The 15,070-nt window shown below is 34.7% G+C and carries 15 protein-coding genes; 10 read left to right on the top strand and 5 right to left on the bottom strand.

What is annotated here, in order from left to right; all coding sequences use genetic code 11:
- Nucleotides 1-20: 20 nt before the first annotated feature.
- The 10 genes from B0A75_RS19285 to B0A75_RS19235 all read left to right on the top strand — a co-directional run bounded on the left by B0A75_RS19285 (nucleotide 21) and on the right by B0A75_RS19235 (nucleotide 9,353).
- On the top strand, nucleotides 21-1,094 hold the full coding sequence (locus B0A75_RS19285; protein ID WP_089055898.1) for an ArsO family NAD(P)H-dependent flavin-containing monooxygenase: 1,074 nt from the start codon (nucleotides 21-23) through the stop codon (nucleotides 1,092-1,094).
- Nucleotides 1,091-1,864 (top strand): metallophosphoesterase family protein, encoded by a 774-nt coding sequence (locus B0A75_RS19280; RefSeq protein ID WP_089055897.1) that lies wholly within the window; start codon nucleotides 1,091-1,093, stop codon nucleotides 1,862-1,864. The genes B0A75_RS19285 and B0A75_RS19280 overlap by 4 nt, the downstream gene beginning before the upstream one ends.
- 3 nt (nucleotides 1,865-1,867) lie before the next feature.
- Nucleotides 1,868-2,605 carry a metallophosphoesterase family protein gene (locus B0A75_RS19275; RefSeq protein ID WP_089055896.1) on the top strand — a complete coding sequence of 246 codons (738 nt, stop codon included), beginning with the start codon at nucleotides 1,868-1,870 and terminating at the stop codon, nucleotides 2,603-2,605.
- 729 nt (nucleotides 2,606-3,334) lie between these two features.
- Nucleotides 3,335-3,739, top strand: a complete 405-nt coding sequence (locus tag B0A75_RS19265) for a septal ring lytic transglycosylase RlpA family protein (RefSeq protein WP_089055894.1) — start codon at nucleotides 3,335-3,337, stop codon at nucleotides 3,737-3,739.
- Between the two features lie 304 nt (nucleotides 3,740-4,043).
- Nucleotides 4,044-4,811, top strand: a complete 768-nt coding sequence (locus tag B0A75_RS19260; protein WP_089055893.1) for a ParA family protein — start codon at nucleotides 4,044-4,046, stop codon at nucleotides 4,809-4,811.
- Between the two features lie 5 nt (nucleotides 4,812-4,816).
- Nucleotides 4,817-5,719, top strand: a complete 903-nt coding sequence (locus B0A75_RS19255; RefSeq protein ID WP_089055892.1) for a ParB/RepB/Spo0J family partition protein — start codon at nucleotides 4,817-4,819, stop codon at nucleotides 5,717-5,719.
- On the top strand, nucleotides 5,719-6,288 hold the full coding sequence (locus B0A75_RS19250) for a DUF5683 domain-containing protein (RefSeq protein ID WP_089055891.1): 570 nt from the start codon (nucleotides 5,719-5,721) through the stop codon (nucleotides 6,286-6,288). Before B0A75_RS19255 ends, B0A75_RS19250 begins: the two co-directional genes overlap by 1 nt.
- Nucleotides 6,289-6,325: 37 nt before the next feature.
- Nucleotides 6,326-7,027: a 4-hydroxy-tetrahydrodipicolinate reductase gene (dapB, locus tag B0A75_RS19245; RefSeq protein ID WP_089055890.1), complete on the top strand. Its 702-nt coding sequence runs from the start codon at nucleotides 6,326-6,328 to the stop codon at nucleotides 7,025-7,027.
- Between the two features lie 67 nt (nucleotides 7,028-7,094).
- Nucleotides 7,095-8,648 (top strand): signal peptidase I, encoded by a 1,554-nt coding sequence (gene lepB, locus B0A75_RS19240; RefSeq protein WP_089055889.1) that lies wholly within the window; start codon nucleotides 7,095-7,097, stop codon nucleotides 8,646-8,648.
- Between the two features lie 90 nt (nucleotides 8,649-8,738).
- Nucleotides 8,739-9,353, top strand: a complete 615-nt coding sequence (locus tag B0A75_RS19235) for a WbqC family protein (RefSeq protein ID WP_089055888.1) — start codon at nucleotides 8,739-8,741, stop codon at nucleotides 9,351-9,353.
- A gap of 70 nt (nucleotides 9,354-9,423) precedes the next feature.
- On the opposite strand, the gene B0A75_RS19230 is transcribed toward B0A75_RS19235, so the two are convergent.
- From B0A75_RS19230 to ribH, 5 genes are all read right to left on the bottom strand, one after another.
- A complete protein-coding gene (locus tag B0A75_RS19230) occupies nucleotides 9,424-10,470 on the bottom strand; it encodes an endonuclease/exonuclease/phosphatase family protein (protein WP_165765148.1) in 1,047 nt (348 codons plus the stop codon).
- Nucleotides 10,471-10,488: 18 nt separating this feature from the next.
- A complete protein-coding gene (locus B0A75_RS19225) occupies nucleotides 10,489-11,352 on the bottom strand; it encodes a rhomboid family protein (protein ID WP_089055887.1) in 864 nt (287 codons plus the stop codon).
- A gap of 45 nt (nucleotides 11,353-11,397) precedes the next feature.
- Complete coding sequence (locus tag B0A75_RS19220) at nucleotides 11,398-12,147, bottom strand: rhomboid family intramembrane serine protease (RefSeq protein ID WP_089055886.1); 750 nt, start codon at nucleotides 12,145-12,147, stop codon at nucleotides 11,398-11,400.
- Nucleotides 12,144-14,075, bottom strand: coding sequence for a DNA mismatch repair endonuclease MutL (mutL, locus tag B0A75_RS19215; RefSeq protein ID WP_089055885.1), 1,932 nt, complete (start codon nucleotides 14,073-14,075; stop codon nucleotides 12,144-12,146). The genes B0A75_RS19220 and mutL overlap by 4 nt, the downstream gene beginning before the upstream one ends.
- Nucleotides 14,076-14,420: 345 nt before the next feature.
- Entirely contained in the window at nucleotides 14,421-14,993 is a 573-nt protein-coding gene (gene ribH / locus B0A75_RS19210) for a 6,7-dimethyl-8-ribityllumazine synthase (RefSeq protein WP_089055884.1), read from the bottom strand.
- Nucleotides 14,994-15,070 lie beyond the last annotated feature (77 nt).

Genomic DNA, 15,070 nt, shown 5'->3' with positions numbered 1-15,070 from the left:
ATGCACCCCAATGAAAAAAAATGGATAAAATATTTGATAGTATTATTATAGGCGGAGGCCAAAGCGGCTTGGCGTGTGGCTATTATCTAAGACGAAGTAAATTAGAGTACCTCATCTTGGATAAGCAGGAACGTTGTGGTGGAGCATGGCGCAATACCTGGGACAGCCTCACCCTGTTTTCACCCGCACAGCACAGCTCCCTTCCGGGGTGGCTGATGCCTAAATCAGAAAATTTGTTTCCATTAAAACAGGAAGTGATCGATTATCTGTGCCAATACGAACAGCACTACCAGCTCCCTATTGAACGGAATGTAAATGTAAACACCATTACATCCGAAAACAGCATATTCAGAATCAGCACAAGCAAGGGCGAATATTTTGCAAGGACAATTATTGCCGCAACCGGAACATGGGAAAATCCTTTTGTTCCAGAGGTAAAGGGCATCGCCACATTTACCGGAATACAAATACACTCTGCCCAATACAAGAATCCCGAACCATTTAAAAGCCTAAAGGTACTGGTCGTAGGCGAAGGCAATTCAGGAGCTCAAATTGTAGCTGAAGTATCAAAAGTCGCCATTGTAAAATGGTCGACTAGAAAGCCACCGCAATACCTGCCCGATGATGTTGATGGATTCTATCTGTTCAATGTAGCATCGGCAAAATACAACGCAGAGAAAGAAGGAAAACCTTTCGATGCCGCCAATTATGATCTGGGAAATATCGTCATGGTACCGCCGGTCAAGGAAGCTCGTTCCAGGAATACACTTAATTCATCAGGGAAATTTGAAAGCCTGTATGAAAATGGCGTAGTCTGGGAAGATGGTACTAAGGAGGAATTTGATGCCATCATCTGGTGTACCGGTTTCGGCTATGCCACCTCATATCTAAAAGACCTCGTTTCAACCGATGAAAGAGGCATTGTGAAAACAGAAGAAAGCCGTGCTTTGGAAGTGTCAGGGTTATGGCTTGCGGGTTATGGCAGTTGGACAGGCTATGCCTCAGCAACTTTAATTGGAATTAACAGGAATGCCAAACAAACGGTAAATCAAATAAGTGAATACCTAAGTGAATCTAAATCAATAGTATCATGAAAATAGCATTATTCAGCGACATCCACGCCAACCTGCCGGCTTTGGAGTCATTCTTTAAAGACCTTGAAAGAAGCAAACCTGATGCAGTTTATTGCCTCGGAGATTTGGTAGGCTATAATATTTGGCCAAATGAAGTAATCAACGAAATTAGGAAAAGAGGGATTCCTACAATTGCAGGGAATTATGATTTCGGAATTGGCAGGACAAGCGATGATTGCGGGTGTGCCTACAAAACTGACGATGAGAAAGCGAATGGTGCCGTATCCATATCATTTACGAATTCAATTGTCAAGGACGAGCAGAGGCAATACTTACGAACTCTTCCTGCTCACCTTAAAATCGAGTTCCAATTAAATACTGATAAGCTAAATCTGCTGCTTGTACACGGAAGCCCTAGAAAGATAAATGAGTACCTTTTTGAGGATCGCGACCAGAAAAGTATGCTACGCATCATGGAGCAGGCTGATGCAGACATCATGTGCTTTGGACATACGCACAAACCGTATCACCGCATATTAAATTCAGCTGCTGACGGGCAGGATCATTTCCGCCATGCCGTTAATATAGGTTCAGTCGGAAAGCCTAAAGATGGAAATCCGCAAGGCGGCTATGTATTATTGACGATTGATGACAGTTCTTCCATACTCAGTAAAGACAGCATAGCAGTCGAATTTGTACGTTTTGATTATGATATTGAAAAAGCCGCAAACGCAGTCGAGAACAGTCCTCTTCCAAATGCATATGCTGAAAGCTTAAGAAACGGAATATAAAATATGAGAATTGCAATAATATCTGATATCCATGCAAATCTTCCTGCACTGGAGGAAGCATTCAAAAGTATTGATGGGCAGAAGGTAGATGCAATTTACTGTCTGGGTGATCTGGTCGGATATAATATCTGGCCAAATGCGGTGATAAGTGAGATTAGAAAGCGGCGAATACCGACAATCTCAGGAAACCATGATGAGAAAGCTGTCGAGATATTTAATGACGGCAGGTTTTTAAAAGATGATGACAACTTTGCTTGTAATATTATTAATAGAGAGCATATTCAATATCTCTCGATGCTGCCTGCCCATATTAGGCTGGAATTTCTTATCGGCGGTAAGCGGTTCAATATAATGATGGTGCATGGCAGCCCTTATAGCAGCAAGGAATATTTGCATTGTGATAAAGATGAAGCGGAGTTTAAAAATATTTTTTGGGAGAAAGGAATAGATATGCTCATATTTGGACATACCCACAAGCCTTATCATCGTCTCATCCATAATGAGTTTACCGGGGAAAATTTGCATGCCTTGAATGCGGGATCTGTGGGCAAGCCAAAGGATGGAGACTCCAGGGGTTGCTATACGATTATTACATTGGATCATAACAGCACGTTAGCTATGTCTAATAGAGTTTCGGTTGAATTTGTGCGGGTAGCCTACGACGTAGAAAAAGCTGCAAAAGCAATTGAAAACAGCCTTCTGCCACCGGCTTACGCAACAATGTTACGCAAAGCCTATTAAGGAAATACTCAGCAATTCATTCCAATAATTCTGCAAAATAAATACAGATGAAATCCAATAGTCTGCAAGTTGAGTGGGATAAAATACCAATTAAGGGAAACTTGCCAGACGATATAAAGTCAAAAATGTGGATCAATATTGAAAGGTCAACGATTCGCAAACCGAAAAGCTGGAACGGATACCTAATCATTCTGTTTGTCGTTAAACTTTTAAAGAAGCTAATAGCTTATAAAATAATTTAATGAGAGATAATAATGTTGTAATTTATTATCATTTTTAATACTTTTACATATATAAAAGTACATTGACTGACTGCTATTAAATTGATCAGAGACACAAAGGGCTATAAGGTAACTCGTTTTAAATGAGACCTATTCGGTTACCCTTTTTGGAAGAGTGCTTGGAAACACCAGTAAAATCAACGAATTAAGGAATAGGCAGGTCGTCCTGCCACCCCGACAAAAGTCTTTTCATTTTTTTGGAAAGACTTTTTTTTTGCATTACGCTGAAAAGAATCAACACTTATTACATCCCGATTGTAATCGAAAAGAACTCAGGCTCGAATTCTTCTTTCTCAGCAAAAAACGTCTATTTTATTATTACACTATAATCAAGCTAATTAGAACCTTCTTTATCCCTCAACAGCCCTCCAATATTATAAATATAACCTAATGCGTTTGGTTTATTTTTTGAAATAAGCGTTTTTTGCAAACCCTAAGAAAATTTAAAATGAAAAAAATAGCCCTCTTTATTCTTTTAATTATTTCCTCATTAGCGGTTGCACAAAAAAAAACATCCGCTAAAGAGTCAAACGAAAAGACCGAAAAATACACTTTATACAAAACCAATGCACATGCTTCTTATTACAACGACAAGTTCAACGGAAAGCGAACAGCCAGCGGCAGAAGGTTCAATAACAGTAAATTTACGGCTGCTCATAAAAAGTTTCCATTTGGAACAAAACTAAAAATCACAAACGAAAAAAATAATAAATCAGTTATTGTAGAAGTTATCGATCGAGGACCTTATAGTAAAAGAAGAGAAATTGATCTTACCAAAAAAGCTTTTATGAAAATTGCCTCAAATAAAGGAAGCGGTTCGCTTAAAGTCAAAATTGAAGTTTTAAAAAACTAAACTGCAAACAAATCAATTAAAGCAATTTCAGCCTGACTGCCTTGTCGAGCTTTAGCAAAAAATTCAAAGGGAAACATTTGTTTTTTGAGTTGATCTCAAAAATCAAGTTACAATTCCAGCCTTTTGGCCAAATCAAAAGACGAAACCGAACAAAATTTCGTTATTCTTTTAAACATACATTAAAAATTAAATCTGTAAAACACGCATCGCACAACGATTAACCAACGTTTATTAAATGTTTACAAAATAGATTTTCAAAAACCATAAATAATTGTATTTTTACGGTTCAAAATTCAGAAAATAAATGGGCAAAATCATTGCGATTGCTAATCAAAAAGGAGGCGTTGGAAAGACAACTACATCAGTAAATCTTGCTGCCTCATTAGGTGTTTTAGAAAAAAAAGTATTACTTATCGATGCTGATCCTCAGGCAAATGCTACATCTGGCCTTGGGATTGATGTTGAAACTGTAGAAATTGGAACTTACCAAATACTTGAACATAGCCACACGCCAAAAGAAACTATCATCCAATGCACAGCACCAAATGTTGACGTGATACCTGCTCACATTGACCTTGTTGCCATCGAAATTGAATTGGTTGACAAGGAAAACAGAGAATACATGCTTAAAAAAGCATTAGAAAGTGTTAAAGAAGAATATGATTATATCATTATCGACTGTGCTCCTTCGTTAGGTTTATTAACCTTGAATGCTCTAACAGCAGCTGATTCTGTAGTAATTCCAATTCAATGCGAATATTTTGCACTTGAAGGATTAGGAAAACTATTGAATACCATAAAAAGTATTCAAAAAATACACAACCCAGATCTTGATATTGAAGGATTATTACTTACCATGTATGACTCAAGATTACGTTTATCAAATCAGGTTGTAGAAGAAGTTCAAAAACACTTTAACGATATGGTTTTTGATACCGTAATTCAGCGAAATGTTAAATTGAGCGAAGCTCCAAGTTTTGGCGAAAGCATCATTAATTATGACGCAACCAGCAAAGGAGCAGTTAATTATATCAACCTTGCTCAAGAAATTATAAAGAAAAACAGTAAATAGTTTTTATGACAAAAGCAATTAAAAAACAAGCCTTAGGAAGAGGATTATCAGCATTATTAAAAGATCCGGAAAACGACATTGTATCAGTAGAAGACAAAAATGCTGATAAGGTTGTTGGAAATATTATTGAGCTTGAACTAAGTGCTATCGAAATAAATCCGTTTCAGCCTAGAAGCAATTTTAACGAAGAATCATTACGCGAGTTAGCCACTTCCATCAAAGAACTTGGTGTAATTCAACCTATTACTGTTCGAAAATTAGATTTCAATAAATACCAATTAATTTCTGGAGAACGCCGTTTACGTGCTTCAACTTTATTAGGTTTAACTCACGTTCCTGCATACATTCGTATTGCAAATGACAATGAGTCTTTAGTAATGGCTTTGGTTGAAAATATTCAACGTCATGACTTAGACCCAATCGAGATTGCACTTTCATACCAGCGTTTAATTGACGAAATTCAATTAACGCAGGAACAAATGAGCGAACGTGTTGGAAAAAAACGTTCAACAATTGCCAACTATTTACGCCTTTTAAAACTTGATCCAATCATTCAAACTGGAATTAGAGATGGTTTTATCAGTATGGGACACGGACGTGCTATTATCAATATTGAAGACTTAGATGTTCAAACTGATATTTATCAAAAAATCGTAAGTCAGAATTTATCTGTTCGTGAAACAGAAACTTTAGTAAAAAATTATCACGAAAGTTTAAAACCAAAAGCAGAACAAAAACCAAAATCTGATTCTTCATTTATGGTTAGAGAAACTCAAAAAAACTCTTTCAATGACTATTTTGGTTCAAAAGTTGATATAAAAGTCGCTGGCAACGGAAAAGGAAAAATTACAATTCCATTTAGTTCTGAAGCCGACTTTAATCGAATTATAAAATTAATTAACGGATAGTGAATAAGATTGTCCCCATAAGTTTATTGTTCTTTCTCATAGGAACCGTTTCTCTTTTTGCTCAAACAAAAAAAGACACGGTTTTGGTTGTTAAAGACACAAGTAAATTACAAGAAATTGACCCTTTGACACCAGCAAAAGCAGCATTTTATTCTGCAATTCTACCTGGCTTAGGTCAAGCCTATAATAAAAAATACTGGAAAATACCGTTAGTTTATGGTGCCATAGGAACCAGCTTATACTTTTACATCGATAATAATAAAAAATACCATGATTATCGTGATGAATACAAACGCCGACTTGAAGGCTATGGCCCCGGAACTGGCGGGAAGTACGATTATCTAGATGACAGCAGGCTTATTGCTGGTCAAAAATTCTACCAGCGAAACCGAGATTTATCAGCTCTTTTTGTTGTTGCCTTTTACGCTTTAAATATCATCGATGCCAACGTCGATGCCGCCTTGATTCAATTCAACGTAAACGAAAGATTATCATTACGCCCGGAAATTTATCCTGCCGATGTAACTTTTAAACCGAATGTTGGACTAACTTTTAATTACCACTTTTAACAGCTTTTAAAGGCTTTTAAAATCAAAAATATATAAAATGAAAATTGCACTTTTAGGATACGGAAAAATGGGTAAAGTAATCGAAAGAATTGCTTTAGAAAGAGGTCACGAAATTGTTTTAAAGAAAGATGAATTCAATACTTACGACGGACTTTCAACTGCTGATGTCGCAATCGACTTTAGTGTTCCTACTGCTGCCGTAGATAATATTTCAAACTGCTTTCACGCAAATGTTCCTGTTGTTTCTGGAACAACTGGATGGCTGGAACACTTTGACGAAATGGTCGCTCTGTGCAACGAAAAACAAGGCGGATTTATTTCAAGTTCAAATTTCAGCTTAGGAGTTAATATTTTCTTTGAATTAAATGAATATTTAGCCAAGATAATGTCGCAATTTGATTCGTATAAAGTATCGATGGAAGAAATTCATCACACTCAAAAACTAGATGCTCCAAGCGGAACAGCTATTTCTTTAGCAAAAGGCGTTATTGAAAACAGCAGTTATGCAAATTGGACTTTAGATGATGCTAAACAAGGCGAAATTCATATTGAAGCGAAAAGAATTGGAGACGTTCCTGGCACTCATACCGTAACATACGACTCAATTGTCGACAGCATCGAACTAAAACATACTGCTCACAACCGCGAAGGTTTTGCTCTAGGTGCAGTAATCGCTGCTGAATGGCTTGCTGGTAAAACAGGAATCTACAGCATGAAAGATGTATTAAATCTAAAATAAAACATACTAAACTTAAGATTTCTACATAAGAATAACCTAAAGTTTAAAACATAAAAACACAAAAACTATGACACTATATTCTTGGTTCGTATTTTTCTTAGCAGTACAAATCATCCACTTTGCAGGAACTTGGAAACTGTATCTGGCAGCGGGTAGAAAAAGCTGGGAAGCTGCAATTCCAGTTTATAATTCGATTGTTTTAATGAAAATAATTGGCCGCCCAACTTGGTGGACATTTTTGCTTTTCATTCCAATTATCAACTTAATTATGTTTCCTGTTGTTTGGGTTGAAACTTTAAGAACTTTTGGTAAAAAATCTACATTAGATACTATTCTAGGTCTTTTTACTCTTGGTTTTTATATTTATTATGTAAACTATACTCAAAAATTAGAGTATAATGCAGACAGAAAACTGACACCTGATAACAAAACAGCCGATACAATCAGCTCATTGCTTTTTGCCGTTATTGTTGCAACTTTAGTACATACTTACGTTGTTCAACCTTATACAATTCCTACATCATCTCTTGAAAAATCTCTTTTAATTGGTGACTTCCTATTTGTGAGTAAAATAAATTACGGCCCTAGAGTACCAATGACTACAATTGCATTGCCAATGGTTCACGACTCTATTCCGTTAACAAAAAGAAAATCATACTTAAGCTGGCCTCAATTACCTTATTTTAGACTGCCTGCTCTAGAAAAAATCAAACGTACAGACATTGTAGTTTTCAACTGGCCTGTTGATACCGTACATTATTTTTACGAACCAAAAGGAAGACCGGGCGTTATTAAACCTATCGATAAAAGATCAAATTACGTAAAAAGATGTGTTGGTATTCCTGGAGACAGCTTGTCAATAAAAGATGGTTTTGTTTACATTAACGGAAAAAAATTAGTTTTACCAGAGCGAGCTAAACCACAATATTCTTATGCTGTAGCATTAGACGGAAAAACAAGCATCGATTTTGAATCGTTACTTAAAGAATTAGACATTACAGATCCAGCAGGTTTTAGAAGCGAAAAAAGAGACACTCTTTATTTTGGTTCATTAACCGAAGCAAGCGCTGAACGCATAAAAAACACTCCGGGTGTTACTGCTGTAGTACGAAAAATTGAAACAAGAACAAACAATGCTGTGTTCCCACATATCAATAAATGGAATGAAGACAACTACGGTCCAATTTATATTCCAGAAGCTGGCAAAACAGTTGCATTAACAAATGAATCTTTGCCATTCTACAAAGACATTATCACCAATTATGAAGGAAACACTTTAGAATTAAAAAATTCTCAGTTTTTTATTAATGGGAAACAAGCTAACACTTACACCTTCAAACAAAATTATTACTGGATGATGGGAGACAATCGTCACAACTCTGAAGACAGCCGTTTTTGGGGTTACGTTCCAGAAAATCACATTGTTGGAAAACCTGTTTTTATTTGGATGAGTTGGGATACAAACGGAAAAGGCATCAACAAAATACGTTGGAACCGTGTATTTACAACTGTTGATGGCGAAGGACAGCCACAATCTTACTTCAAATATTTCTTAATTGTTCTTGGTCTTTACTTCGTTGGAGAATTCTTCTGGAGAAAAAGAAAAGAAAACAAAGCATAAAAAAAAACGTCAATTCGTTGAACTGGTAAATCGTTTAATTGTTTCTCAAAAAGAACAATTAAACGATTTACCGATTAAACAAAAACCACAATGAACTCTTTATTACTTCCTACTTATTTTCCATCAATCAGCCACTTTGCTGTTATGGCACAATCTGAGAATGTAACTTTTGAAATGGAAGATAATTTTCAAAAGCAGACTAATAGAAACCGCACATACATCTATAGTCCAAACGGAATTCAATTATTAAACATTCCTGTTAAACATTCTAAATCTGCACATCAGAAAACAAAGGATGTTTTGATCGAAAATGAATTTGACTGGCAGAAACAGCATTTTAAATCGCTGGAAGCAGCATATAGAAGCTCGCCTTTCTTCGAATTTTTTGAAGATGACATTACTCCTATTTTCGAGAAAAAACACACTTTTTTAATGGATTTAAATATGGAAGTTTTAGACATTACCACAAAATGTCTAAGAATGAAATTAGAATTCGGCAAAACAACTGAATACTTTCATGAAGTAGAAAACATTTCTGATTTCAGACATTTAGCAAATGGAAAAAAAGATCAAAATTCATTCGAAAAATACACTCAGGTTTTTGATGACAAACACGGTTTTATCAACAATTTAAGTGTTTTAGATTTACTTTTTAACGAAGGAAAATTTGCGATGGATTATTTAAAAACACAGAAACTTCTATAATATCCTTTTTAATTTGCACCAAGTAACAATGAGCAGCTAAAGCAATTTTAAAAATTCAAGAATATCAATTTTATTCCATTGAAAGTCTAGCCATAATAGGATAATGGTCTGAGTTTTCGAAATCAGGAAAGCTTTCAAAATGCTTTACTTTCATTTTACTATCTGTAAAAATATAATCGATTCGTGCTGGGTAATATCTAAATTTATAAGTTGCCCCAAAGCCTTCACCTGCTTCTTCAAAAGCATCTTTGAGCTTTCCTTTAATATTTCGGTAAACATACGAAAACGGGCTGTTATTCATGTCTCCGCAAATAATAATTGGGTTTTTACACTGTTTAATGTTTTCCTTAAAAATCTCCGCTTGCTCCTGCTGCTGCGTAAATCCCTTACTGATTCGAGCATAAATACGCTGTGATTTTTTCTGATTTACATTATCTATATCATCTGAAATTTCGTTAACATCAGGCGAAATTTTAATTGACTGCAGGTGCATATTATAAACACGAATAACATCTTTTCCGCGTTTTATATCTGCGTAAATTGCATTATTATCCGATTTAGGGAAGATAATGTTCCCTTCGTTGATTATAGGAAATTTCGAGAAAATGGCTTGACCTGTTTTGATCTTTTTCCCATCTATAAAAATATAGCGGTGCGGATACACTTTTAAATCAAGATGAGCTGAATTAGAATACTCCTGAATACACAAAATATCAGGGTCTTTTTCATCAATAAAAGCTTTAATATTTGAAGGAATATCATCACGATCTAACCATTTAAAAACATTAAAAAGACGAACATTATAACTCATTACCGAGAAATCTTTTTCGCTTTTAACATACTCTTTCGCCGAAAACTTGTAGAATTTACTAATAAATGTTATCCCGGTTAATAAAACCAAACCAGACAAAATAAGGCGCTTTTTAAACTGAATTGCCCAGTAAACGAAGAAGAATCCGTTCATCACAAAAAAAGCCGGCATAAACAGCGTAAGCACCGATAAAAGAGGAAAACTTTTAGGTGCTAGAAAAGGTAAAATATAGATACTAAATGTGAGTACAGTTAATACTATATTCAAAAAGAACATTACTTTATTAAACCACGAAAGGTTTTTCATATTTTTTGGCTGAAAGGATTATTTCCCTGCTTTAAATAAAAACTCTTTTTCTTCTTTAGTCAAACAATCATAACCAGATTGACTGATTTTATCTAAAATCTCATCAATTTGCTGCTGTGTTTTATCTTTAGTAACAATTCGTGAAGTTACTTTTTCTGTCGGTTTTTTATAATTTTTATGAACTTTTGTAAATGGCGTTGTTGGAGATTTTCTAAATAAATTAGCAAAAAAGTCTAATATTTTAGAAACAATTTTACTTAAATCAGTTCCTTGCTGCAACAGTTTAATAAAGATAAAACCAAAAACAGCTCCCGCTAAATGAGAAATATGTCCGCCCATGTTATCTAAGCGAAACTGCATTAAATCTAAAACTAAAATTACACCCGTAATATGCCACAACTTTACATTGCCGATCAGCATTAAACGAATGTTCATTAAAGGCTGATAGGTTGTAACAGCTGCCAAAATAGCCATAATTGCAGCCGAAGCTCCAACAATAGAACCTGCAAAATTTGAAAAATAAAAACTCAGCGCAAAAACTACTCCAGAGAAAATAGCGCTTAAAATATACAAACCTAAATATTGTTTTTGACTAAAAAAAGTAAGGAACAAGTTGCTAGCAAAGTTTAAAACCATCATATTGAACAACAAATGCAAAAAAGAGGAATGAAAAAATGCATACGTTAAAAACGTCCAAGGTTTGAACAAAAAAACATTTGGATCTGACGACAATGCTAACCAATTAGGATAAGCAAAACCTCCACCAGAATATTGATAGAAAAAAATTAAAGAAATAAGAAAGCAGGCAATATTCCAATAAATTACTCGCATCGCGATTCCACCTAATTTGTATTGGAGTTTTAAATCGTCAAGAATATTCATAAAGTCTTCTTTTGGTTTCTAAAATTAATTATTTAAAGTTAAAAATTAATTCCAACGATTGTTATTAAACTGATTTTTTTTCCAGTACCACATAATCATAAATCCAAAAAAAGCACCGCCAATGTGGGCGTAATGAGCAACTCCCGAATCAAGTCCCATCAGTGAACCTCCCAAAATTCCAAAAAAGCCATCATATAAAAGCATATAAACTGGCACAAAATATTTAGCTTTTATTGGGATTGGAATAAACATAATACCAAGCTCGGCGTTTGGAAACATAAAAGCAAACGCCACAAGCAATCCGTAAATAGCACCAGATGCTCCAACCACAGTTCCTAGATATGCACTTGTAAAATGTTTAAATTCTGAAACAGTTAAAATCTGCTGCCATCTTGTATCAATTTTACCATCATTTAGCAAACTTAAAATATCAGCTTTATGAAAACCATTTGCCAAAAGAATATTCAAACTATCTTGATAGAAATAATAATTCACAGCAAAATTCACTAAAGCAGCGCCTAATCCACAAGAAATATAGAAGAACAAAAATTTCTTTCCACCCCAAAAATGTTCAAGTGTTGAACCAAACGAATATAACGCAAACATATTGAAAGCAATATGAGCAAAACCACCATGCATAAACATATGAGTAATTGGCTGCCAAATTTTAAATCCAGGATTTTCTGGAAAAAAAAGTGCTAAATACTCATAAGAAACGGGCACTAGTTGAGCACCAATAAAAAATATAATATTAATTATAAGCAGTTGTTTTACAACAGGAGTCATATTCATCATAAGGCAAACTTTTTATCTATATCTTCAACACGCATGGTGATGAATGTAGGTTTTTGAAAAGGTGAAATATTTGGATCTTTACAAGCAAACAAACCGTTTACGAGATTATCTTGTTCTTTTTCGGTTAAATAAGATCCTGTTTTAACCGCTAAACTTTTTGCCATCGATTTGGCTATAGTATCATTCTGACTGTAACTGCTCGCTGGAATTCCGTCTTGCAAATCACTCAACAATTGTTCAATTACAAGAGAAACTTCACTTTCGGTAATATTTACCGGAATTCCCGAAATTACAATATGATCTGTTTTTGCATCTTCAAACACAAAACCAGTAGTTTCTAATGAAGGTTTTAATTCTTCGATCAATTTCATTTCTAATGAAGAGTAAAACAAATCCAACGGAAAAAGCAATTGCTGACTCGAAGCTTGATTTACTGTCATATTCAACAAAAACTGTTCGTACAAAATACGCTGATGTGCACGATGCTGATCGACAATTATCATTCCAGACTTTATTGGCGAAACTATATATTTTTTATGTATTTGATACGTTTTCTGACTTGCTTGTTCTACCTCATCATCATTAAACAAAGATGAAGTTACTTCTTCATTCTCAAAATTAAAAGGAGAACTTTCGATACTTTCTGTATTTTCAGTATCCAAACCAACGTATAAACTTTCCCAACTCACCGTTGGCTCTACTCTTTTTGAATACCCCGAATAAGAGGATCCTGATGAAAAAGAAGAAGACAAAGATCCTGAAATATAACTAGAACCTGATCCCGAAGCCGCTTTTGAATAATGTTGATTGGTTTTATCATCTGTAAAAGGATTAAAAGTTCCATCAACCTGGATTGTAGGTGTTTCTGCTTCTAAATCTTTATAATGATAAGGTGTATCTAAATTTGAGTCTCTTTCAAAATCTAAAACTGGAGCAACATTAAACTGTCCTAAACTATGTTTAATTGAAGCTCTTAAAATGGCATACAAAGCCTGTTCATCATCAAACTTAATTTCGGTTTTAGTAGGATGAATGTTAATATCAATTGTATTAGGCGGAACTTGTAAATACAAGAAATAACTCGGCTGCGAACCATCTTTCAAAAGTCCGTCATAAGCTGCCATAACCGCATGATGCAAATAACCGCTTTTTATAAATCGGTCGTTAACAAAAAAGAACTGTTCTCCCCTATTTTTCTTAGCAAATTCTGGCTTACAGACAAATCCTTGAATATTTATAATCTCAGTATCTTCATTAACTGGAACTAACTTCTCGTTAGTTTTACCAGACATAATCCCAACAATTCGCTGACGATATCCTGCTGCAGGCAAATTATACAACTCACTTCCGTTATGATAAAAACTAAAATGAATATTTGGATGTGCAAGCGCCACACGCTGAAATTCATCCATAACATGACGAAACTCGACTGTATCAGATTTTAAGAAATTACGGCGAGCCGGAATATTAAAAAATAAATTTTTAACCGCAAATGAAGTTCCTTTTGGTAAAACAGCTACTTCCTGCGAAACAAACTTACTTCCTTCGATTACAATATGCGTTCCTAATTCATCTTGATCCTGCTTGGTTTTCATTTCCATGTGGGCAATAGCCGCAATCGAAGCCAAAGCTTCCCCACGAAAACCTTTGGTACCAAGAGAAAATAAATCCTCAGCCTGACGGATTTTTGAAGTTGCATGACGTGCAAAACACAAACGAGCATCCGTAACTGTCATTCCAACACCATTATCAATAACCTGAACTAATGATTTGCCGGCATCTTTTATAATCAATTTAATATCAGTTGCTTTTGCATCTACAGCATTTTCTAACAATTCTTTTACGACTGAAGCTGGTCTTTGAACCACTTCTCCGGCAGCAATCTGGTTAGCAACGTGATCTGGAAGCAATTGAATAATACTCGACATTTAATATTTAGGATTGTAGATTAACTATTTAAGATTTTTGATTTGAAATCTAAACCAAGAGGTACAAATTTAGTAAATTTTGACTGGCTTTCAGAATATCTGCAATCATAAAAAAAACAAAAACCTCAATACTCTAAGAAACAGAAAGATTAAAGTTATTGAATTTTATTTCTAAAAGAAAATCAATTAACTTTTACAATCGAAAGTATTCTATTTATCAAAAACAAAATCTCACATACTGATCCGAGTACATTATTCTTCCTGATAATTTGCCTCAAAAAAGACATAAAAAAACCTATACTTTTTTACAGTATAGGCTTTACTATTTTTAAAACAATTGTGTTTTTATTCTTTCTCAATTTTTCTAGGACCATCTTCTATCTGAAGAGCTCCTGACGAAAGCAATGGCTGATTAAAAGTATGCGCCATTGAAGCCTGTTGACGAATATAAGCCATTTTTATTGCTGCAATTGCTGCTTCGGTTCCTTTGTTTCCGTGAACTCCACCGCTTCTATCAATAGATTGCTGCATGTTATTATCTGTTAAGACACAAAAAATAACTGGAATATCAGTTTGAACATTCAGATCTTTAATTCCTTGTGTAACGCCTTCACATACAAAATCAAAATGTTTAGTTTCTCCTTGAATTACGCAGCCAATTACAATTACTGCATCTACATTTTGTGTTTGCAGCATTTTCTTTGCGCCATAAATCAATTCAAAACTTCCCGGAACATTCCAACGAATGATTTGCTGTGCAGGAACTTCACAATCGATTAATGCTTCAAAAGCACCATTATAAAGTCCTTCTGTAATAGTTTCGTTCCACTCAGAAACAACAATCCCAAATCGAAAGTCTTTCGCATTTGGGATTGTGTTTTTATCGTATTGTGATAAATTTTTATTTTCGGTAGCCATCTTTTATATTTAAGATTTTATATTTCTTGATTTCTGATTGTAAAAATACAAATCTAAAACCTAAAATCTAAACTCTT

It is taken from the genome of Flavobacterium oncorhynchi, assembly GCF_002217355.1.
GTDB lineage: Bacteria > Bacteroidota > Bacteroidia > Flavobacteriales > Flavobacteriaceae > Flavobacterium > Flavobacterium oncorhynchi.
Note: the sequence above shows the minus strand (reverse complement) of the source record. Positions and strands in the feature narration are given on the sequence as shown.

What these genes read in the sequence shown, in the direction of transcription:
- B0A75_RS19285 (WP_089055898.1), top strand. Translation starts at nt 21, where the DNA reads ATGGATAAAATATTTGATAGTATTATTATAGGCGGAGGCCAAAGCGGC.
- B0A75_RS19235 (WP_089055888.1), top strand. Translation starts at nt 8,739, where the DNA reads ATGAACTCTTTATTACTTCCTACTTATTTTCCATCAATCAGCCACTTT.
- B0A75_RS19255 (WP_089055892.1), top strand. Translation starts at nt 4,817, where the DNA reads ATGACAAAAGCAATTAAAAAACAAGCCTTAGGAAGAGGATTATCAGCA.
- B0A75_RS19265 (WP_089055894.1), top strand. Translation starts at nt 3,335, where the DNA reads ATGAAAAAAATAGCCCTCTTTATTCTTTTAATTATTTCCTCATTAGCG.
- B0A75_RS19225 (WP_089055887.1), bottom strand. Translation starts at nt 11,352, where the DNA reads ATGAATATTCTTGACGATTTAAAACTCCAATACAAATTAGGTGGAATC.
- mutL (WP_089055885.1), bottom strand. Translation starts at nt 14,075, where the DNA reads ATGTCGAGTATTATTCAATTGCTTCCAGATCACGTTGCTAACCAGATT.
- B0A75_RS19280 (WP_089055897.1), top strand. Translation starts at nt 1,091, where the DNA reads ATGAAAATAGCATTATTCAGCGACATCCACGCCAACCTGCCGGCTTTG.
- B0A75_RS19220 (WP_089055886.1), bottom strand. Translation starts at nt 12,147, where the DNA reads ATGATGAATATGACTCCTGTTGTAAAACAACTGCTTATAATTAATATT.
- lepB (WP_089055889.1), top strand. Translation starts at nt 7,095, where the DNA reads ATGACACTATATTCTTGGTTCGTATTTTTCTTAGCAGTACAAATCATC.
- dapB (WP_089055890.1), top strand. Translation starts at nt 6,326, where the DNA reads ATGAAAATTGCACTTTTAGGATACGGAAAAATGGGTAAAGTAATCGAA.
- B0A75_RS19260 (WP_089055893.1), top strand. Translation starts at nt 4,044, where the DNA reads ATGGGCAAAATCATTGCGATTGCTAATCAAAAAGGAGGCGTTGGAAAG.
- B0A75_RS19230 (WP_165765148.1), bottom strand. Translation starts at nt 10,470, where the DNA reads ATGAAAAACCTTTCGTGGTTTAATAAAGTAATGTTCTTTTTGAATATA.
- ribH (WP_089055884.1), bottom strand. Translation starts at nt 14,993, where the DNA reads ATGGCTACCGAAAATAAAAATTTATCACAATACGATAAAAACACAATC.
- B0A75_RS19275 (WP_089055896.1), top strand. Translation starts at nt 1,868, where the DNA reads ATGAGAATTGCAATAATATCTGATATCCATGCAAATCTTCCTGCACTG.